The 20222-nt window shown below is 52.9% G+C and carries 18 protein-coding genes and 2 tRNA genes; 2 read left to right on the plus strand and 18 right to left on the minus strand.

Going from position 1 to position 20222, the window contains the following annotated elements; all coding sequences use genetic code 11:
- The first annotated feature begins 71 nt into the window (after positions 1 to 71).
- Positions 72 to 2126, plus strand: coding sequence for a putative bifunctional diguanylate cyclase/phosphodiesterase (locus tag ACSHSR_RS16005; protein WP_479630931.1), 2055 nt, complete (start codon positions 72 to 74; stop codon positions 2124 to 2126).
- A gap of 195 nt (positions 2127 to 2321) precedes the next feature.
- On the opposite strand, the gene rpsO is transcribed toward ACSHSR_RS16005, so the two are convergent.
- The 14 genes from rpsO to rlmE form a co-directional block, all read right to left on the minus strand.
- Positions 2322 to 2591: a 30S ribosomal protein S15 gene (rpsO, locus tag ACSHSR_RS16010; protein ID WP_025009936.1), complete on the minus strand. Its 270-nt coding sequence runs from the start codon at positions 2589 to 2591 to the stop codon at positions 2322 to 2324.
- A gap of 100 nt (positions 2592 to 2691) precedes the next feature.
- The gene (truB, locus tag ACSHSR_RS16015) at positions 2692 to 3639 is read right to left on the minus strand and encodes a tRNA pseudouridine(55) synthase TruB (RefSeq protein ID WP_479630932.1); all 948 of its coding nucleotides are present in this window, start codon (positions 3637 to 3639) and stop codon (positions 2692 to 2694) included.
- Positions 3639 to 4052: a 30S ribosome-binding factor RbfA gene (gene rbfA, locus ACSHSR_RS16020; protein ID WP_025009934.1), complete on the minus strand. Its 414-nt coding sequence runs from the start codon at positions 4050 to 4052 to the stop codon at positions 3639 to 3641. Before rbfA ends, truB begins: the two co-directional genes overlap by 1 nt.
- Before the next feature lie 57 nt (positions 4053 to 4109).
- Positions 4110 to 6767, minus strand: coding sequence for a translation initiation factor IF-2 (infB, locus tag ACSHSR_RS16025; protein WP_335920801.1), 2658 nt, complete (start codon positions 6765 to 6767; stop codon positions 4110 to 4112).
- A 24-nt stretch (positions 6768 to 6791) separates the two neighbouring features.
- Complete coding sequence (nusA, locus tag ACSHSR_RS16030; protein ID WP_028780659.1) at positions 6792 to 8291, minus strand: transcription termination factor NusA; 1500 nt, start codon at positions 8289 to 8291, stop codon at positions 6792 to 6794.
- 27 nt (positions 8292 to 8318) lie between these two features.
- On the minus strand, positions 8319 to 8774 hold the full coding sequence (gene rimP, locus ACSHSR_RS16035; protein WP_025887922.1) for a ribosome maturation factor RimP: 456 nt from the start codon (positions 8772 to 8774) through the stop codon (positions 8319 to 8321).
- Between the two features lie 174 nt (positions 8775 to 8948).
- Positions 8949 to 9025 (minus strand) — tRNA-Met (locus tag ACSHSR_RS16040).
- Positions 9026 to 9106: 81 nt separating this feature from the next.
- Positions 9107 to 9193, minus strand: a tRNA-Leu gene (locus ACSHSR_RS16045).
- Positions 9194 to 9203: 10 nt separating this feature from the next.
- Positions 9204 to 9509, minus strand: a complete 306-nt coding sequence (secG, locus tag ACSHSR_RS16050) for a preprotein translocase subunit SecG (protein ID WP_479630933.1) — start codon at positions 9507 to 9509, stop codon at positions 9204 to 9206.
- 1 nt (position 9510) lies between these two features.
- Positions 9511 to 10293: a triose-phosphate isomerase gene (tpiA, locus tag ACSHSR_RS16055; protein ID WP_025009931.1), complete on the minus strand. Its 783-nt coding sequence runs from the start codon at positions 10291 to 10293 to the stop codon at positions 9511 to 9513.
- 182 nt (positions 10294 to 10475) lie between these two features.
- Complete coding sequence (gene glmM, locus ACSHSR_RS16060; RefSeq protein ID WP_144165473.1) at positions 10476 to 11813, minus strand: phosphoglucosamine mutase; 1338 nt, start codon at positions 11811 to 11813, stop codon at positions 10476 to 10478.
- A 98-nt stretch (positions 11814 to 11911) separates the two neighbouring features.
- Positions 11912 to 12748, minus strand: a complete 837-nt coding sequence (gene folP, locus ACSHSR_RS16065) for a dihydropteroate synthase (RefSeq protein ID WP_115389100.1) — start codon at positions 12746 to 12748, stop codon at positions 11912 to 11914.
- 113 nt (positions 12749 to 12861) lie between these two features.
- Positions 12862 to 14826 (minus strand): ATP-dependent zinc metalloprotease FtsH, encoded by a 1965-nt coding sequence (gene ftsH, locus ACSHSR_RS16070; protein ID WP_101059014.1) that lies wholly within the window; start codon positions 14824 to 14826, stop codon positions 12862 to 12864.
- 44 nt (positions 14827 to 14870) lie between these two features.
- Positions 14871 to 15500 (minus strand): 23S rRNA (uridine(2552)-2'-O)-methyltransferase RlmE, encoded by a 630-nt coding sequence (gene rlmE / locus ACSHSR_RS16075; protein ID WP_044733925.1) that lies wholly within the window; start codon positions 15498 to 15500, stop codon positions 14871 to 14873.
- Between the two features lie 90 nt (positions 15501 to 15590).
- On the opposite strand from rlmE, the gene yhbY reads away from it, so the two are divergent.
- Complete coding sequence (gene yhbY / locus ACSHSR_RS16080; RefSeq protein ID WP_025009926.1) at positions 15591 to 15890, plus strand: ribosome assembly RNA-binding protein YhbY; 300 nt, start codon at positions 15591 to 15593, stop codon at positions 15888 to 15890.
- A gap of 115 nt (positions 15891 to 16005) precedes the next feature.
- Here yhbY and secF read toward each other — a convergent pair whose 3' ends face one another.
- The 4 genes from secF to greA all read right to left on the minus strand — a co-directional run bounded on the left by secF (position 16006) and on the right by greA (position 20011).
- Positions 16006 to 16902, minus strand: coding sequence for a protein translocase subunit SecF (secF, locus tag ACSHSR_RS16085; protein ID WP_373561489.1), 897 nt, complete (start codon positions 16900 to 16902; stop codon positions 16006 to 16008).
- Positions 16903 to 16906: 4 nt separating this feature from the next.
- Positions 16907 to 18742 carry a protein translocase subunit SecD gene (gene secD, locus ACSHSR_RS16090; protein WP_109248258.1) on the minus strand — a complete coding sequence of 612 codons (1836 nt, stop codon included), beginning with the start codon at positions 18740 to 18742 and terminating at the stop codon, positions 16907 to 16909.
- A 119-nt stretch (positions 18743 to 18861) separates the two neighbouring features.
- On the minus strand, positions 18862 to 19428 hold the full coding sequence (locus tag ACSHSR_RS16095) for a hypothetical protein (protein ID WP_052657959.1): 567 nt from the start codon (positions 19426 to 19428) through the stop codon (positions 18862 to 18864).
- Positions 19429 to 19534: 106 nt separating this feature from the next.
- Positions 19535 to 20011, minus strand: a complete 477-nt coding sequence (greA, locus tag ACSHSR_RS16100) for a transcription elongation factor GreA (protein WP_025887902.1) — start codon at positions 20009 to 20011, stop codon at positions 19535 to 19537.
- Positions 20012 to 20222: the final 211 nt, after the last annotated feature.

Genomic DNA, 20222 nt, shown 5'->3' on the forward strand with positions numbered 1-20222 from the left:
AAGTTGCTACATTGCTACCAATTTGGACTAGCCTTGAATATAGAATTCGACTACAAAGCAGGAAGAGGCAGATGAATACTGCCAGGTTCAAATCACTCACCTGGAAGCAGACCAATCTGGTGGTTTTCACTGCGCTATTCTTTGCCGTTGCCATTTTTATCATCGAAATTTTGATTGTGGTGACTACAGAAAGGCAGTCCTTGATCAGCAGCCAGCAGGAGTTGCTCGATTCTGTGGAGCAGCCTGCCGCCAATGCGGTCTGGGCGCTGGATGATAATCTGGCCCGGCAAACCCTTGAAGGGGTGATGAAGGTAGACCATGTCGGTTCAGCCAAGATCACTCTGGACGACAACTCTCTATTCGTGAATCTCGGCAGCAGCCGCCCGGAGCCCTCAGATACTTTCGGGGATATCAGTCTCAAACTGTTTGGCGATCTCAAGCAGATATCAAGGCCACTGCAACGGCCCTTTTATTTTGAAGGTGCGCAAAAAGAGCAACTGATAGGCACGCTCACTATCAATTATGATACCCGAGAGCTGACCCAAAGCCTTATAAGCCAGTTGCAGTTCGGTTTTGCCGCCACCCTGGCCAGGGCGTTGTTTCTGACTCTGGTGCTGTCCATAGTATTCCACCGCTTCTTGACCCAACCCATCGCCCGTATCAGCGAGGCGATAGACAAAATTGACCCGGAATCACCGGATGAAAACATGCTGCCGGTATCGGCCAACCACAAAGATGACGAATTGGGGCTGGTTACCTCCAAGTTCAACCAGATCCTCAAACAGTTCAGCCAGACCCAAAGCAAGCTGCGTAAAATGGCGACCCGGGATCCACTCACCGGCCTGCCCAACCGTACCTTGCTACTTGAAACCATAGCCGTCACCATTCAACGCGCCAGGGTGCACAGACGTAACTTCAGCCTACTGTTTATCGACCTCGATAGGTTCAAAAACGTCAACGATTCCCTGGGTCATGCGGTGGGTGATCAGTTTCTGGCAAGAATCGCCCGTATTTTGGAACGGGTGGTCGGTGACAAGGGCACAGTGGCCCGTCTAGGCGGCGATGAGTTTGTGATCCTGGCCGATGAAATCCAATCACCGACCCAGGCCGCCGACTTTGTCGACAAGTTGCTGGTCCAGCTCAATACCCCGGTGCAGCTCAACGAACATGCCATTCACCCGGCCGCTTCCATAGGTATCTCCATCTACCCCGAAGATGGTCTGAGCGCCGAAGACCTTATTCGTCATGCCGATATCGCCATGTACAGTGCCAAGGCCGCCGGTTCCAACCAATGGGCTTTCTTCAAGCAACAGATGACAGAGCGAGCGGCGGTGAGACTGCGCACCGAAGCCTCCCTGCACGATGCCATCCGTAACAACGAATTCCTGTTGCACTTTCAGCCTAAGGTCAATATAGAGACCGGCGAGTTGATGGGATGTGAGGCGCTGATCCGCTGGCAAAAAGACGGCCGCCTGATAAGCCCCATGTCGTTTATTCCCGTGGCGGAAGAAACCGGGATCATCATCCCTATCGGCCGCTGGGTCATAGAGCAAAGCTGCCGGGTGCTGCGCCGCTGGCAAAAACGCTATAACTTCAGCACCCCTATCGCCGTCAACGTTGCCTCACAGCAGTTTGCTGACGCCAGCCTGGTACCGGATATCAAACAGATGGCGCTGCGCTATCAGATAAAGCCTGAATTGCTGGAAGTGGAGATCACCGAGACCTCGCTGATGAATGATATTGAGTTGGCAATCAGCAAGCTGGAGCAACTTAAATCCGCAGGGTTCGGTATTGCCGTTGATGACTTCGGTACAGGTTACTCATCCCTTTCCTATCTGAGACACTTGCCAATCACCACCATGAAGATTGACCGCTGTTTCGTGACCGACCTGCCCCATGAGAGCGCAATAGCTTCCACTATTTTGATGTTGGGACGGCAACTGGATCTGAAAATTGTCGCCGAAGGCATAGAGAACGAGCAGCAACTTGAGTGGCTGAAGCAAAATCACTGCGCCATAGGTCAAGGCTTCTATTTCAGTCAGCCGCTGTCACTGGAAGAGTTTGAGGCCAAGTACATCATCCCGAATAACGCCAGGATCCTGGAGCTGGATGGCCAACTAAGCTGAGCTTGAGCCAATAAGCTTCGCTGCATTCACTCACTCTGAAAAGCCCGTGCTCAAAGAGAGTGCCTGGGCAGAATTTTTAAAGACAGGTTAGGACGAAAGCGCACAGAAAAGGGCTTGATTTCAATAAGTTTGCCCCCAATTGCAGATACAAAAAAAGGAGGCCTTGGCCTCCTCTTCTTTTGGTACAGTTCGCGATTAGCGACGCAGCCCCAGCTTCTGGATCAGAGCGGTATAACGAGCAACGTCGGTACGCTTCAGGTAAGCCAGCAGCTTACGACGAGAGCTAACCATACGCAGCAGACCACGACGTGAGTGGTGATCGTGAGTGTGCTCTTTGAAGTGGTCTTGCAGGTGGTTGATCTGAGCAGTCAACAGTGCAACCTGAACTTCAGTAGAACCAGTGTCGTTTTCGCCACGGCCGAATTCAGCCAGGATTTTCGCTTTCGCTTCAGTACTTAGTGACATGTGTCTCTCCAAAATAGTCTTGATAGTTTCCCCAGCCGATCACTAACTCAGCCAAGGGCGCGACATAATAACCTCAAGGGCCGTAGATCGCAAGTCAAGCTCAGCTTTTTGCCTCAGGCAACACTACCAAACGCTTGGGAGCCAACAAACCATCGTCGTTCATCATACCAACACCGATAAAGCGCTTGCTGTCACCCAGGGTGATCCGCACCAGGGTATCGGCTTCCAGCTTGGCGACCCGCACCGGGTTACCGTTGAGCAGATATCCGGCCATGGCATCGGGAACATTGCACTCGGGAAGGTCGGCAACCGCAGTGTCCATGGGAAGCAGCAAAGGATCCAACCGCTCGGAAGGCACCTGCTCTTCGGTCATGGCCTGTTCCAGCAAGGCTTCAAGCTGTGCCAGACTAACCATGCGCTCATAGGGATAACCCGCCACCTGAGTGCGACGCAACATGATCACATGGGCACCGCAGCCAAGCATTTCGCCCAAGTCGTCTACGATAGTGCGAATGTACGTGCCCTTGGAGCAGTGAATATCCAGCGTCAGCTCGTCATTCTCCAAAGAGATGAACTTGAGATCATAGACATGAATAGGCCTGGCTTCGCGAGGCACTTCCTTGCCTTCCCGGGCGTACTTGTACAAGGGCTGCCCCTGATACTTGAGCGCCGAGTACATGGAAGGCACCTGCATGCTATCGCCGCGAAAATGCTCCAGCGCCTCTTCCAGTTGAGTCACGGAAAACTCAACCGGCCGGGTTTGTACCACTTCACCGTCAGAATCGCTGGTATCAGTGCGCTCTCCAAGCTTGGCTGTCACCAGATAGCGTTTATCGGCATCCAACAGATGCTGGGAAAACTTGGTGGCTTCGCCAAGACAGATGGGCAGCATACCTGTCGCCAGAGGATCCAACGCGCCGGTATGGCCGGCCTTGGCGGCGTTGTAGATCCGCTTAACCCTTTGCAGGGCAAAGTTGGAACTCATACCAGTGTCTTTATCCAACAGGACGATACCATCGACCAAACGGCCTTTGGGACGACGCGCCATCAGTTGTTTTCCTCATCCTTGTCTTGAGACTCGGTGCCAAAGGTCTGCTGTTTGGCCTTGTCCTGATTGATGACCTCGGTCACCAGGTTGGACATTCTCATCCCCTCGACCAGAGACTTGTCATAGACAAATCTCAGCTCAGGCATCACCCTGAGTTTCATTCTGCCGGCAACCAAGGTGCGGGCATAAGGCGCTGCCTTGTTGAGTGCAGCCAGCTTTTCGTCGACCTTGACAGGGTCTTCTTCAAAGAAGGTGACAAACACCTTTGCATAACTCAGATCCCGTGAGACTTCCACGTCATTGACAGTGACCATGCCTACACGAGGATCTTTCATATCACGCTGCAGTACCTGCGCCAGCTCCTGTTGCAGTTGCTGTGCGATACGCCGGGTACGACTAAATTCTTTTGCCATAGTATTCTTCCCCAAAATCAACAAGGGCGGCCTCAGCCGCCCTTTTCGATGTTGTCGTTACAGGGTACGGGCAACCTCGACGGTTTCGAACACCTCAATCTGGTCGCCTACGCGAACATCATTGTAGTTCTTCACGCCGATACCACATTCCATGCCATTGCGAACTTCGCTAACGTCATCTTTAAAGCGACGCAGAGACTCAAGCTCACCTTCATAGATAACCACGTTCTCACGCAGAACCCGGATAGGTGCACTGCGCTTAACGATACCTTCGGTCACCATACAACCGGCGATTGCACCCAGTTTAGGCGACTTGAACACATCGCGCACTTCAGCCAGACCAATGATCTCCTGCTTGAATTCAGGAGAAAGCATACCGCTCATGGCCGACTTGACTTCGTCGATGAGGTCATAGATTACGCTGTAGTAGCGCAAATCCACACTCTCACTTTCGATGGTCTTACGGGCCTGAGCGTCAGCACGGACGTTGAAGCCCACCATGATGGCGTTGGACGCCGCTGCCAGAGTCGCATCTGTCTCGGTCAGTGCACCCACGCCACTGGCGATGATGTTCACTTTCACTTCTTCGGTAGACAGACGGGTCAGCGAGTCGACGATGGCTTCCAAAGAACCCTGTACGTCGGACTTGAGCACGATATTCAGCTCTTTCACTTCGCCTTCGGTCATGTTGGCAAACATGTTTTCCAGCTTGGACTTCTGCTGACGCGCCAGCTTGATATCGCGGAACTTACCCTGACGATACAGGGCAACTTCACGGGCCTTACGCTCGTCACGAACAACTGTCGCTTCGTCACCGGCAGAAGGCACCCCGGACAGACCCAGGATTTCAACCGGAATCGACGGACCGGCTTCAGTGATGTTCTTGCCGTTTTCATCCTTCATGGCACGGATCTTACCGTACTCCAGACCACACAGAACGATATCGCCCTGACGCAGAGTACCTTCCTGAACCAGGATGGTAGCAACAGGACCACGGCCCTTGTCCAGCTGAGACTCAACAACCACACCGGCGGCCATGCCGTCACGTACTGCCTTGAGCTCGAGGATTTCAGCTTGCAGCAAGATACCTTCCAGCAGCTCGTCTACGCCCATACCTGTCTTGGCAGATACGAACACAAACATGTTGTCGCCGCCCCACTCTTCCGACATCACGCCGTGCTGAGACAGTTCACTCTTGACGCGATCAACATCGGCTTCAGGCTTATCCATCTTGTTCACCGCCACGATCAGCGGTACACCACCGGCCTTGGCATGCTGGATAGCTTCAATGGTCTGAGGCATTACGCCGTCATCGGCAGCCACTACCAGAACCACGATATCAGTAGCCTTGGCACCACGGGCACGCATGGCGGTAAACGCGGCGTGGCCAGGAGTATCCAAGAAGGTGATCATGCCGTTGTCGGTTTCTACATGGTAGGCACCGATATGCTGGGTAATACCACCTGCCTCACCGGCCGCAACCTTGGTGCGACGGATATAGTCAAGCAGCGAAGTCTTACCGTGGTCAACGTGACCCATGATGGTCACAACCGGCGCACGAGGCTCCAGTTTGACATCTTCACCGTCACGGTCGGCCAGAACTTGATGCTCCAGCTCGTTTTCACGGATAAGCACAACCTTGTGGCCCATCTCCTCGGCAACCAGTTGGGCAGTTTCCTGATCCAGTACCTGGTTAATGGTCACCATAGAGCCCATCTTCATCATGGTCTTGATGATTTCAGTGGCTTTGATGGCCATCTTCTGGGCCAGTTCGGCCACAGTAATGGTTTCACCTATGCGTACATCGCGGTTGACTGCGGCAACCGGCTTGTTGAAGCCATGGTTCATGGCTTGAGGCGCACGGTTACGGATATTGCGCTCGCGACCGTCACGGGAGTCCTTGGTACGCTTCTTACCAGCACTCTTGTGACGTGAACGACGACCACGCTTCTCCTCATCCATATCGCTGGTGTCTTCGGCGGCGCGAGCCACTTTAGAGGTGGTAATATGGTGATCGCTGCGCTTCTCGGCCTCAAGACGCTGACGCTCTTCTTCGGCCCAGCGCTTTTCATTCTCTTCAGCCAAGCGACGGGCTTCGGCTGCCGCACGGGCGGCTTCTTCATCGGCCTTGCGCTTAACAGCTTCAGCTTGAGCCGCTTTCAAACGCTCGGCTTCAACACGAGCGGCTTCCTGCTCGGCGCTGGTCTTGGGATCGGCCTTAACCTCTTCCTTGGCTTTGCCTGCATCCTGAGCCACTTTAGCCTTGGCCTTGGCTTCAGCTTCCGCCTTGGCTTTCGCTTCGGCTTCTACCTTGGCCTTGGCTTCAGCTTCGGCCTTGGCTTTCGCTTCAGCTTCCGCCTGAGCTTTGGCTTCGGCTTCTGCGCGGGCCTGCTCTTCCGCCTGACGGGCCAATTCGGCCGGGTCACGCTTCACAAAGGTGCGCTTCTTGCGAACTTCGACTTTGACGTCTTTGGACTGGCCACCGCTGCCGGCGACACTCAGAGTCGATACGGTTTTACGCTGTAATGTCATCTTGGTGGGCGCACTGTCCGCACCATGTTGCTTTTTCAGGTAGTCCAGCAGTTGCTGTTTCTCGGCCTCGGTGACGCTGTCATTCTTGCCTTTCTTGATACCGGCCTTGGAAAACTGCTCGATCAATCGCTCTACGCTTTTTCCCACTTCAGTGGACAGTTTCTCTACTGTTGTCTCTGCCATCAGTTAAATCCCCCTGTTGATCGACTATGCTTCTTCGCCAAACCAACAGATGTTGCGGGCTGCCATGATGAGCTCACCTGCTTTTTCTTCTGTCAATTCTTCAATTTCGATCAAATCGTCAATGCCTTGCTCGGCTAAATCTTCCAGAGTTATCACACCCATACTTGCCAGAACGTAGGCCAGGTGGCGCTCCATTCCAGGCATGGACAACAACTCTTCACTCGGTTCGGCACCATCCAGTGCTTCTTCGGATGCCAGTGCACGGGTAGACAAGGCAGCCTTGGCGCGCTCACGCAATGCGGCAACTATGTCTTCATCAAATCCTTCGATGGCCAACAGCTCGGAAACAGGAACATAAGCCACCTCTTCCAGAGAGGTGAATCCTTCGTCGGCCAGCACCTGGGCGAAATCTTCGTCCACATCCAACGCACCCATGAACAGCTCCATCACTTTGGCGCTTTCGGCCTGATGTTTCTTGTTCATGTCTTCCACTGTCATCACGTTCAGTACCCAGCCGGTCAGCTGTGTCGCCAAACGAACGTTTTGACCATTGCGGCCGATAGCTTGTGCCAGACTATCGGCTTCGACGGCGATATCCATTGAGTGGTTATCTTCGTCAACAATAATTGAGGCCACATCGGCCGGTGCCATGGCGTTGATAACAAATTGTGCAGGGTTATCGTCCCAAAGCACTATGTCAACACGCTCACCACCGAGCTCATTGGATACGGCCTGTACCCGGGCTCCACGCATACCTACGCAGGCACCGATAGGGTCGATACGACGATCATTTGATTTCACGGCGATCTTGGCCCGTGAACCTGGGTCACGGGCAGCGCCCATCACTTCGATCATCTCATCGGCAATTTCCGGTACTTCAACACGGAACAGTTCGATCAGCATCTCTGGCTTGGTGCGAGTCAGGAACAACTGAGCACCACGGGCCTCGGGACGCACTGCATACAACAGAGAACGTACACGGTCACCCGGACGGAAAGTCTCACGGGAGATCAGATCTTCTTTGAACAGCACGCCATCGGCGTTGTTGCCGAGGTCAACCACTACGCTGTCGCGGTTGCTCTTTTTGACCACACCGGTAACCAAATCACCTTCTTTGTCGATAAACTGCTCGACGATTTGGGCGCGCTCGGCTTCACGGACTTTCTGTACTATCACCTGCTTGGCGGTTTGAGTGGTGATACGGTCAAATTGTACCGAATCAATTTCATCCTCAATGAACTCGCCAGGCTGGATCTCCGGGTTCTCATAACGAGCCGCTTCCAGAGTGATTTCACGGTAAGGGTTTTCCAACGCTTCACCGTTATCATCAACCACCAACCAGCGGCGAAAAGTCTCGTAGTCGCCGGTTTTGCGATCTATGGCAACACGAACATCGATATCGCCTTCATACTTTTTCTTGGTTGCGGTAGCCAGCGCAATTTCGAGCGCCTCGAAAATCTTTTCGCGCGGTACAGCCTTTTCGTTGGAAACCGCTTCAGCGACCAGCAAAATATCTTTATTCATCGTCTTGCCTCGTTCACCTTGAAACCATCAAAACTTAGCGATCAGGTTGCCTTTACGGATGTTATCCAAGGCAATAATCAAGTCTTTTCCATCCACTGTCAGAGTGAGCATCTGCCCTTCCACCTTAGTGATGGTACCTTTTAAGTTACGACTACCCGCTACCGGCATAGTCAGTTGAATCTTTGCTTCCTCTCCAAGGTACATACCATATTGCTCAGAGGTGAACAGCGGCCTGTCGAGACCGGGAGAGGAGACTTCCAGAGTGTATTCGGAAGTGATAGGGTCCTCGACATCCAGAATGGCGCTCGCCTGACGACTGGCATTGGCACAGTCTTCAATATTAATGCCGTTCTCACTGTCAATAAATAGCCGCAAGGTTGAATGCTTGCCGGCCTTAACAAATTCAATACCCCAGAGCTGGTAGCCTAAGCCTTCCACTGCTGGAGTAAGCATTTCTGTGAGTCTGGATTCTAATGTTGCCAAGGTAACCCCCGAAAAACAAAAAAGGGCTATTAATAGCCCCAGTATTGAGCTGCCGTAAAAGGCAGCAAATTTAAAAGTCCCAGATAACAAAAAACCCCGTAATCACGAGGTCATTATCTTCAAGAACCTGTAAACAGGATGAATTGTAGAGTAGCGCAATTCATCACTGGGAGCTGGTTGCGGGGGCCGGATTTGAACCGACGACCTTCGGGTTATGAGCCCGACGAGCTACCAAGCTGCTCCACCCCGCGTCAACTGCTGCAAGTTTACTGATTTCAGCTTTTACTTGCAATAACTGAGGAAAATTTCACATCCATTTCTCAGTTAAATATTGGTGCCGAGAGCGGGACTTGAACCCGCACGACCGTTAGGTCACAGCCACCTCAAGGCTGCGCGTCTACCAATTTCACCACCTCGGCATATTCGGTATTAGTCTGGAATTTTGGTCTCAGACTGTTGGGGCTGTTCTACGTCAGGCCCCATAATGTTGGTTTCCTGCTTCACGTGATGTGCACTCATGTTGCCGATAACCAGGCTGAGAGTGAAAAACGCGATAGCGAGAATCGCCGTTGTTCGGGTCAGAAAGTTACCTGAACCTGCTGAACCGAACAGGGTTCCTGAAGCACCGGCACCAAAAGATGCGCCCATGTCAGCCCCTTTGCCTTGCTGGATAAGGATGAGTCCAACCAGACCCAAAGCTACCAACAAGTATATAACCATCAGTACTTCTTTCATATTAAGCGCTCATTGCTATCGTACATAAACTCAAGAATTCGGTAGAGTTTAAGCTAGCACCGCCTATCAGTCCACCATCCACATCAGGTTGGGCGAATAAATCTGCAGCATTACTCGGTGTGACACTGCCGCCGTACAAGATCCTGATGTTTTCCCCGATATAAGGGGACACTTCAGAGAGGCGATTGCGTATAAACGCGTGAACTTCTTGTGCCTGCTCCGGTGTTGCGCTCTTTCCTGTCCCTACAGCCCAAAGGGGTTCATAGGCGATGATCGCATTATCAAAAGCCATGGTACCGTTTTTTTCGATTACCACATCCAACTCCTCGGCAAGCACCTCGAAGGTACGTCTTGCTTCACGAGCCGGGCCCGATTCACCGACACAAAGTATCGGGGTCAAACCGTGCTTTTGAGCTGCGGCAAATTTCTCTGCCACTATATTACTCGTCTCACCGTACATACGGCGGCGTTCCGAGTGACCGATTATCACATAACGACAGCCGGCATCTTTCAGCATCCGCCCTGAGGTTTCACCTGTATAGGCACCAAAATCGTGCTGACTCAGGTTTTGAGCCCCCATTCTAACCAGAGAACCGTTCAGGGTTTCCCTGTTAGTTTCGAGCAGTTGCCTTACGCTTTCCAGGTAAATTGCTGGTGGGCATAAAACCACTTCAACAGAATCATTATGTAGCTTGGTGGCAAACTTCTTGAACAACTCTTGCGCCAACTGCGCGCTGCCATTCATTTTCCAGTTGCCTGCTACCATTGGACGTCTGAGTGCCATCACCATCTCCTCTGAAAGCGGCGTGAATAATAGCGAACCACTTATTAACTTACAATACCTGATTACGGAATTTTTGCGATTTACTGTGTGTTCGGCTACTTTTTGCGCTCGCACTCAGTAAATCGCTCACAATTCCAGCTTAAGTCATTAATTTTACTTTGATTAAGCTAAAAAAGGCCAGTTTAGACCGCTTGTTTGACTGCGGTGGCTATGGTTTCGGCATGGGCGCGCACCTGGGCTTCATCGTCCCCTTCCACCATCACCCGGATCAAAGGCTCAGTACCGGATTTACGCAGCAGTACCCTGCCGCGCTCACCAAGTTGCGACTCAACCTGAGCCTGGGCGTCTTTCACCAGTTGTGATGCCAGCGGATCTGAGTTGCCTTCAAAGCGAACATTAATAAGGACCTGAGGCAACATCTTCATAGATTCAGTCAACTCTTCCAGCGAGGCGTTGTGACGGCGCATTGCCGCCAGCACCAGAATACCTGCCACTATACCATCACCCGTAGTGCCATGATCCAGATTGAGGATATGGCCTGAGTTCTCCCCCCCTATACGCCAATCTTTCTCTTTCAGCAGTTCCATTACATAGCGGTCGCCGACTTTGGAACGGGCAAAGGGGATATTGAGCTGTTTGAGCGCCAATTCGAGTCCAAGATTGGACATCAAGGTACCGACAACCCCGCCTTTGAGAATGCCGCGCTTTTGGGCGTCGCAGGCAAGAATATAGAGGATCTGATCGCCGTCTATCACTTCACCTTGTCGATTGACCATCATGATACGGTCGCCGTCGCCATCGAGCGCGATACCCAGATCGGCGCCTTCGCTGACCACGGTCTCACAAATCTTGGCCATGGAGGTCGCACCAACCTGATCATTGATGTTGATGCCATTGGGCTTATCCCCTATGGTCACTACCTCTGCGCCCAGTTCGCGGAACACATTGGGGGCGATGTGATAGGTAGCGCCATGAGCACAATCCACCACTATCTTGAGCCCGGCGAGGGTTTGATCCGCCGGGAAGTTACCTTTGCAATATTCGATATAACGACCGGCGGCATCATCGATACGGGAGACTTTCCCCAGCAGGTGCGACTCGACACAAACCAGAGGTTTTTCTAGCTCGGCTTCTATCTCCAGTTCCAGTTCGTCATCCAGCTTGCTGCCATCTGTGGAGAAAAACTTAATACCGTTGTCATAGTAGGGATTGTGAGATGCACTGATAACGACCCCCGCCTCGGCGCGGAATGTTCGGGTCAGGTAGGCGACGGCCGGCGTCGGCATGGGCCCCATTAACATCACATTGAGTCCGGCGGCAGACAAGCCGGCTTCCAACGCCGACTCGAACAGATAACCTGAGATCCGGGTATCTTTGCCTATAATCACTTTACGGGTACCACTGCGGGACAAGACCCTACCAGCAGCCCAGCCAAGCTTAAGTGCCAGCTCCGGAGTCATCTTGCCCGCTCCAACCTTGCCGCGGATCCCGTCCGTACCAAAAAACTTTCTCACGCTCACTCCTATTGAGAACCATCTTTGAATGGTTATTCTATATACTGTAAACCTAATACCGGCTGACCCACCGGCCTGAAACCTATGAAGTCACGGCGCTGTCTTTATCCAAACTGCTTGGTTGCTGCCATGACCTTGAGTACATCGCTGGTCTCTGCGACATCATGTACCCGAATAATATGTGCGCCCCGCTGAGCTGCCAACATGGCGCCTGCCAGGCTACCTGCCAATCTGTTGTCGACACTGCGCTCAAGCAGATTTCCTATCATACTCTTTCGCGACAGTCCGATAAGTAAAGGCAGATCAAATTTTGCCAGCTCCTGCAAATGAGCCAGCAGATGATAATTGTGTTCCAGCGTCTTGCCAAATCCAAAACCCGGATCCAGCAATATTGCCTCTCTGGCGATCCCCGCATCAATACAGGCCTCAATGCGCTTGGCAAAGAAGTCATTCACCTCGGCAAGCAGATCCTCATAGTGGGGCGCATTCTGCATGGTTCTGGGTTGCCCCTGCATATGCATCAGGCACACAGGCACCTGCAGTTCAGCAGCGGCTTGCAGGGCGCCGGGCTCCTGCAAGGCCCGCACATCATTGATAAGGTGAGCGCCGGCATTGATACCGGCGCGCATCACTTCGGCTTTACTGGTATCCAAAGAGATCCAGATCTGGGGATACTTGGCGACAATATACTCCACCAGGGGAACAACCCGGGAACGCTCCTCATCGACGCTGACATCGGCAGCCCCGGGCCGGGTGGACTCGCCGCCGATATCAATAAACACGGCGCCATCGGCCACCATTTGGTCGGCGTGACGGCAGGCCAGTTCAAAGGAAGAAAAACGGCCGCCATCGGAAAACGAATCCGGGGTTACATTGAGGATCCCCATTACCTTGGGCTCATCGAGTAATAGTTGGTGAGCACCGGACTTCAATTCAAACACTCTTTACTCCCTTACGCGTCAAGCGCGAGAACATCTTTATTGGATTTATTATTGTGCCTTTAGGCAGAAACAAGAAAACCCCTTACGGGGTTTTCTTTTACCTCAGAGTAGGCTTATTTCAGCGGGCTCTCGCCGGGTTTGCCCAAATCTGCAGTAGTATCACTCGGCTCATGCTCTTCAACTTCAGCCTCTTCTGGCTTGGCACCTTTACTGCCATTATTGCCATTGGAAGAGCCATTGTCGTCCAGCTGCCAATCGACCGGAGGACGCACTTCGCGGCGCTCCATCAGGTCCTCTATCTGGCGCGAGTCTATGGTCTCATACTTCATCAACGCATCTTTCATCGCGTGCAGAACGTCCATATTCTCATCCAGCAGTTGCTTGGCACGCTGGTAGTTGCGGTCAATGATGGCCTTGATTTCAGAGTCTATGATGGCCGCAGTCTCATCAGACATATGCTTGGACTTGGCCATGGAGCGGCCCAGGAATACTTCACCCTCTTCCTCTGCATACAGCAGCGGACCGAGTTTCTCGGAGAAGCCCCACTGGGTCACCATGTTACGGGCAATGGCCGTAGCATATTTAATGTCCTGAGATGCACCGGTAGAGACTTTTTCAGTGCCAAAGATAATCTCTTCGGCCAGTCGACCACCGTAGGCCACAGAGATCTTACTCTCCAGCTTCTGGCGGCTCTCACTGATGGCATCGGCTTCCGGCAGGAAGAAGGTCACACCCAAGGCCCGGCCTCGAGGGATAATGGTTACCTTATGCACAGGGTCGTGCTCAGGCACCAGATAGCCCACAATCGCGTGACCGGCTTCGTGGTAAGCCGTCATCTCTTTCTCGGACTCAGACATCACCATGGAGCGGCGCTCGGCACCCATCATGATCTTGTCTTTGGCACTCTCAAACTCTTCCATGGTCACCACACGGCGATTACCGCGGGCGGCAAACAGTGCAGCCTCGTTAACCAGGTTGGCAAGATCCGCACCTGAGAACCCAGGCGTACCACGGGCAATCACACTGGCTTTAACATCGTCACCCAAAGGCACTTTACGCATGTGCACTTTAAGAATTTGCTCACGGCCACGAACATCCGGCAGCCCCACTACAACCTGGCGGTCGAAACGGCCGGGACGCAGCAGCGCCGCATCCAACACGTCTGGGCGGTTGGTTGCGGCAATAACGATAATACCTTCATTACCTTCAAAGCCATCCATTTCCACCAGCATCTGGTTCAATGTTTGCTCACGCTCGTCGTGACCACCACCGAGCCCGGCACCGCGCTGACGGCCCACGGCATCGATTTCATCGATAAAGATGATGCATGGAGCCGACTTTTTGGCCTGCTCGAACATGTCACGTACCCGGGAGGCACCGACACCGACAAACATTTCCACAAAGTCAGAACCTGAGATGGTAAAGAAAGGCACCTTTGCTTCACCGGCAATCGCCTTGGCAAGCAAGGTTTTACCTGTACCTGGAGGACCAACCATCAAGACACCGGTAGGAATACGGCCACCGAGTTTCTGGAATTTGGTGGGATCACGCAGATAATCCACCATCTCCTTCACCTCTTCCTTGGCCTCGTCACAACCGGCCACATCGGCAAAGGTGGTCTTAATCTGATCTTCGCTCATCAGCTTGGCTTTACTCTTGCCAAAGGACATGGCGCCTTTACCGCCACCGCCCTGCATCTGTCGCATAAAGAAGATCCACACCCCAATAAGCAGCAACATGGGGAACCAGGAGATAAAGATCTGTGTCAGGAAACCTGACTCTTCGGCTTCCTGCCCTTTCATGCGGATGCCTTTACGATCCAGGTCATTGATCAGATCCTGGTCATACAAGGGCATAATGGTGGTGAACTTTTCACCGGACTTTTTGACGCCTTCAATCGTACGTTGGTCGCTTTTCACTTCAACGTTACTGACTTGGCCGCTACGAACATCGTCCAGGAAAGTCGAATAATCCATCTTCTGCGCTGACGAAGAAGAGGGGGAGTAACCCTGGAACACGGACATCAGCACCACGGCGATGACCACCCAGAGAATCAAATTTTTTGCCATGTCACTCAATTACTGAACCTCACAAAGTCTTGAGATTTACTTCAATCAGGGTACTACAACTTGTACCCTGTCGCTACCAGATAGACCTCGCGAGAACGTGGCCTGGAGGAATCCGGCTTACGGGTTTTTACAGTCTTGAACGCTTGTCTGACTGCTTTCATATACTCGTCAAAGCCCTCCCCCTGAAAGACTTTAACAGCAAAACTACCATTGGCTGCCAACACCTGATGACACATATCCAACGCCAACTCCACTAAATACATGGCTCTGGGCTGATCCACACCATCTGAACCACTCATATTGGGCGCCATATCCGAGAGCACCAAGTCAACCTTATCTTCCCCAACCCGGGTCAGCAAGGCCTCAAGGACTTTTTCCTCACGGAAGTCTCCTTGAAGGAAATCGACACCAACGATTGGGTCCATCGGTAAAATATCACAGGCAACCACTTTACCTCTTTCACCGACCAACTTGGCCGCCACCTGAGACCAACCTCCGGGAGCCGCCCCCAGGTCGACCACTGTCATCCCGGGTTTAATCAGCTGATCTTTTTGTTGCAGCTCCTCTAACTTGAACGCGGCCCGCGAACGCAGCCCCCGTTTTTGTGCCAATTTGACATAGTGATCATCAAAGTGTTCCTGCATCCAACGGGTGGAACTGGCCGTACGTTTCTTACCTGACATTCAAAATCCGCAACAAATGAGAGTTACACAAGGGCTATATGAGGGTAGAATAGCGGCTTTTCAACAGTAACTCAGCAAAAGTTGGTAGAAATGAACTTAACAACCAAACAGAAACAGCATCTCAAGGGCCTGGCACACAGCCTCAAGCCGGTAGTGCTGCTTGGTGCCAATGGCCTGACTGAAGGGGTACTGGCTGAAATTGATAATGCGCTCTCTCACCATGAGCTGATTAAAGTTAAAGTCGCCTCTGAAGACAGAGAACTGAAAGCCGCTATCGTTGATGCCATTGTCCGTGAAACCCAGGCAACCAAGGTGCAGCTGATCGGCCATGTTTTGGTGCTCTTCCGTCAATCCGAAGAGATGAAAATCGCTCTGCCCAAGGCCAGATAAGCCCTTTCCCCACAAAAAAGCCACCTTAACCGGTGGCTTTTTTGTTGCCATAATCCCATCGGCGCACACATTGTGGCGCCGGCGGATTAAATCAGTATTAATTGACGAGTTTCAATCAGGGTGTCTGGGTCACAGGCGTCACCCGATAATGCTCACTGGACAGTCCCAGCCATTCCGGCAGTGAAGTACCAACCGATATAGATGAGAAAGTACCGGTCAACACCCCGATAAACATGGCGATGGAAAATCCTTCCAAGGGGCCTCCGCCCATGATCCACAGTGCTGAAATAGTCATCAGGGTAGTACCGGATGTCACCATGGTTCGGGCAAAAGTGGCCGCAATCGCCTGGTTATTGATGTCTTTTACCGCCAACTTGGGTTTGGCAGCCAGCAATTCGCGGATCCTGTCGGCAATAATGATGGAATCGTTGAGCGAATATCCCAAAATGGCCAACACAGCCGCCAGCACCGTCAGGTTGAACTCCATCTGAGTGGCGGCGAAAAAAGCCAGCACAAAGATAACATCATGCACCAGAGCAAATACCGCACCGGATGCCAGACGCCACTCAAAGCGGTAAGAGAGATACCCCAGAATACACAGCATTGCCACCAGCAAAGCCAAGCCGCCCTGCTCGGCCAACTCCTGGCCGACCTGAGGCCCGACTATGCTGGTATTGAGCACTTCAACATGAGTGTTCATACCCGCCAGTACCTCCGGCAGTTCGGGCATGGTTTGCCCGGCACTTGGCGCGGCATAACGCAGCACCCAGCGTCCCGGCTCACCGGCAGCAATCAGGCTGACTTCCTGGCCATAGGCCTGCTGCAACACAGGTTGCAGCGATTTGGAGCTGATTGAGCTGTCGATACGGATTTCACTGACCACGCCGCCGGTAAAATCCAGCCCCCAGTTGAGCCCCTTGACGGCAATCACACTGATGGACACTATCATCAAAAACACGGAAATCGCGCTGCTGAAATAACGCCACTTGGTTGCATTTTTCATATTAATCATAATATTAAACCCTCACATCGCGGCTGAAGTTCTTACCATAAACCAGATTGATAATCGCCCTTGAGGCAAAAATCCCGGTGAACATACTGGTCAACAACCCCAGCCCCAGCGTCAGCGCAAACCCCTGAATAGGACCATTACCTATGGCGTAGAGCACTACAGCAGTGATCATAGTGGTGAAGTTGGCATCGAAAATGGTGGAGAAGGCGCTGTCAAAGCCCTTGTCAATGGCGTGCGCCAATGCCCTCCCCTCACGAAGCTTGTCGCGGATCCGCTCGAAAATCAGCACATTGGTATCCACCGCCATTCCCACTGTCAGCACCAAACCGGCAATCCCGGGGAGAGTCAGTACCGCACCTGGGATCAAAGCCAGCAAGCCAAACAGCAACACCATGTTAGCCAGCAACGCCAGGTTGGCGACCCAGCCAAGCCTGCGATACCAAAGCGCCATAAACACCAGGGTGATCCCCATGCCGAGCGCCAGGGCGGCAAAGCCATTGTGAATATTCTCTGCTCCCAGCGTCGGGCCTATGGTGCGCTCTTCAACTATGGTGACAGGCGCAGTCATAGAACCGGCCCGCAGCAAAAGAGCCAGTTGCTGCGCATCCTGATAACTACCGGCGCCGGTTATCCGAAAACGCTCCGGCAGCACAGACTGAATGGTGGCGACACTGATAATTTCATTGCTTTGTACTGCCTTGCCGTTGGCATCGCGGCTGTACTCACTGTATGCCGTGGCCATAGGTTTGCCGATATGGCCTCGGGAGAAGTCGGTCATACGGCGGCCGCCTTCACTGTCCAGGGTAATATTGACCTCGGCAGTACCCATTTCACCTATGCCGGCACGGGCATCGACAATATGCTCGCCGGTCAGCACAGGTTTGCGCGCCACGGGTACAGGATTGCCGGACTTGTCCTTAATCAACATGGCGCCGGTGGCACTGTCCTTGACTTCATAGAAGGCCAGAGTCGCAGTTGCCCCTATCACGCTCTTGGCGGCAGCCGGGTCTTGAACACCGGGCAGCTCGATACGGATGCGACTCTCGCCCTGACGCTGCACCAGCGCTTCGGTGATCCCCAACTCTTCGATACGGGTACGCATGATCTGCAGGTTTTGCTGCACTGTCAGGTTACGCAGGTTGATTTTCTCAGCCTCAGTCAGCGCCGCCTTGAGCTGACTGTTATTGCCGCTCACCTGCCAGAGTGGGTATTGCCTGGCCATAAACTGCCGCACCTCGGCGCGAGCCGCCTCTGGCATAACCACTGTCAGTTGCTCTTCAGCGCCCTGACGCACACTCAAGCCTCGGATCCCTTGCTCTCTGGCAAAGGCACGCAGGGCATCGGCCAGTGAACTTCCCTGGGTTTGATACACAGGGGTAATATCCACATCCAACAAGAATTGCACCCCGCCACGAAGGTCCAGCCCCAACTTAATGGGTTCAAACCCCATGCCGAGCAACCACTCGGGCGCCGCCGGGCTCAAAGCCAGAGTGAGTTCAGCGGGATCTTTGGCACGACCGGCCAGCAAGGATTTGGCCAAAGTCTGTTGGCCTTCGTCATTGAGAATAATCAGGGTTTGCTGATCTTTGCTGTCCAGGCGCTTGACTTGAATATCGGCCTTGGCCAGTTCAGAAACTATCTGGGTCGGAGATAAGTCCAGTCCAGCCTTGGGGGATATTTGCACCGCGGCATCTTCACCATACCAAGTCGGCAAGGCGCTCAGCGCCATCACCACCAGGGTGACTACCAGTACCAGATATTTCCAGGCGCTGTAGTGATTAAGCAGTTTTTTAGGCTGGCGCCCGCGGCCATTACTCTTTAATAATGAGTCAGTTATCATATTTATGCTCTCTTTTCGACTCGTGGCTTAAGCCACATATCACAGTCGCAGCCATCCAATGAGGGAGTGACTGACAACAGATGAAGTGAAACCCGGACAGAAAAGCCCGGTAGAGAGCGTCAGGCGGCTTGCTGACTGAAGCGATAGCGGAGGTTGGCGTCTTTCCAGCCCCCAAGGCGCAAACCGGCTCCAGGGTGCTTTAAGGTCCAATACTGCTCAATAGGCAATTGCTCGGCAAAACCTATGCTGAGCACAGGCGCCGGTGGCATAGCGATTTCAAACGCCAATTCATAGGGTGGCTCGGCCACATCATGCGGAGCGGCCGTGCTGAGGCAGCGCTGGCTGGCTCCGGGTGCCGAATAGAGTTGGTCGCCCTGCTCGGAGCGCAGCAACTTGGATAAGTGAGACAGGGAAACTTTGCCATCCACCTTTTCTCTGTCGGCAGCATCATGCTTGCCAAGCTTATGATGCAGGGACTCCTGGGATTGGGGTTCTTGACCAAGAGACGCTGACAACACTGCAGAAGACGGCTCTTTGCCTGCATCTTGCTGACTGAGCTCGGGTAAGGCTTGCTCAAACGCCTTCCAGGTTGCATCAGAGGCAATCCCGGAATACACATTGCCCAGCAGACCTATGGCGATCAGCAGGGTAAAGAGGCGCATGATTCTCAGCAAGGTGTTATCCATAAACAGGGTTATTTGGGCGGATGCTAGTCTTTCAAGCCCTGACGGGCAAATTAAACTTTGTCCATCTTGCACAAAAAAGCCGCCCGGAGGCGGCTTGATAACGCAATCAGATATATTCGACGGCGACCACTTCATACTCTGCCAGGCCACCGGGGGTTTGAATATTGACTTCATCCCCCAGATTTTTGCCGATAAGGCCACGGGCAATGGGTGAGTTCACCGAGATCAGGTTCTCTTTGATATTGGCCTCATCGTCACCGACAATGCGGTAAGTCACTTCGGCATCTGTGTCCAGATTCAGTATGGTCACAGTGGCGCCAAAGATGATCCGGCCATTGTTGGGCATCTTGGTCACATCAATGATCTGGGCATTGGACAGTTTGCCTTCGATATCGCGGATACGGGCTTCGCAAATGCCCTGCTCTTCACGGGCTGCATGGTATTCCGCGTTTTCTTTCAAATCTCCCAGTTCACGCGCCGCGGCAATTGCCTCGGTGATCTTGGGACGGCGATCAAACTTGAGTATATCCAGTTCTTTGCGCAACTGTTCTGCCCCAACCAGGGTCATGGGAACCTTGTTCATAATCTCTTTCGTCTCCTGTCAAACAAAAGCAGCCTCCGTCGGCCTAAGGCCAACAGAGACTCATTTTCCGGGTGAATGGGCGCCATTTTGTCAGCGGCGCCAGGGATGCATAGCGGAATACCGGGGAATACACCGGCTAAAACTCAATTCATCTTGGCTACAAGCTTACCTAAGCCATGGCTGGCTTGCCAGCCATGGCGACAAAAATCTC

The sequence above is a fragment of the Shewanella sp. VK101 genome (genome assembly GCF_056497865.1).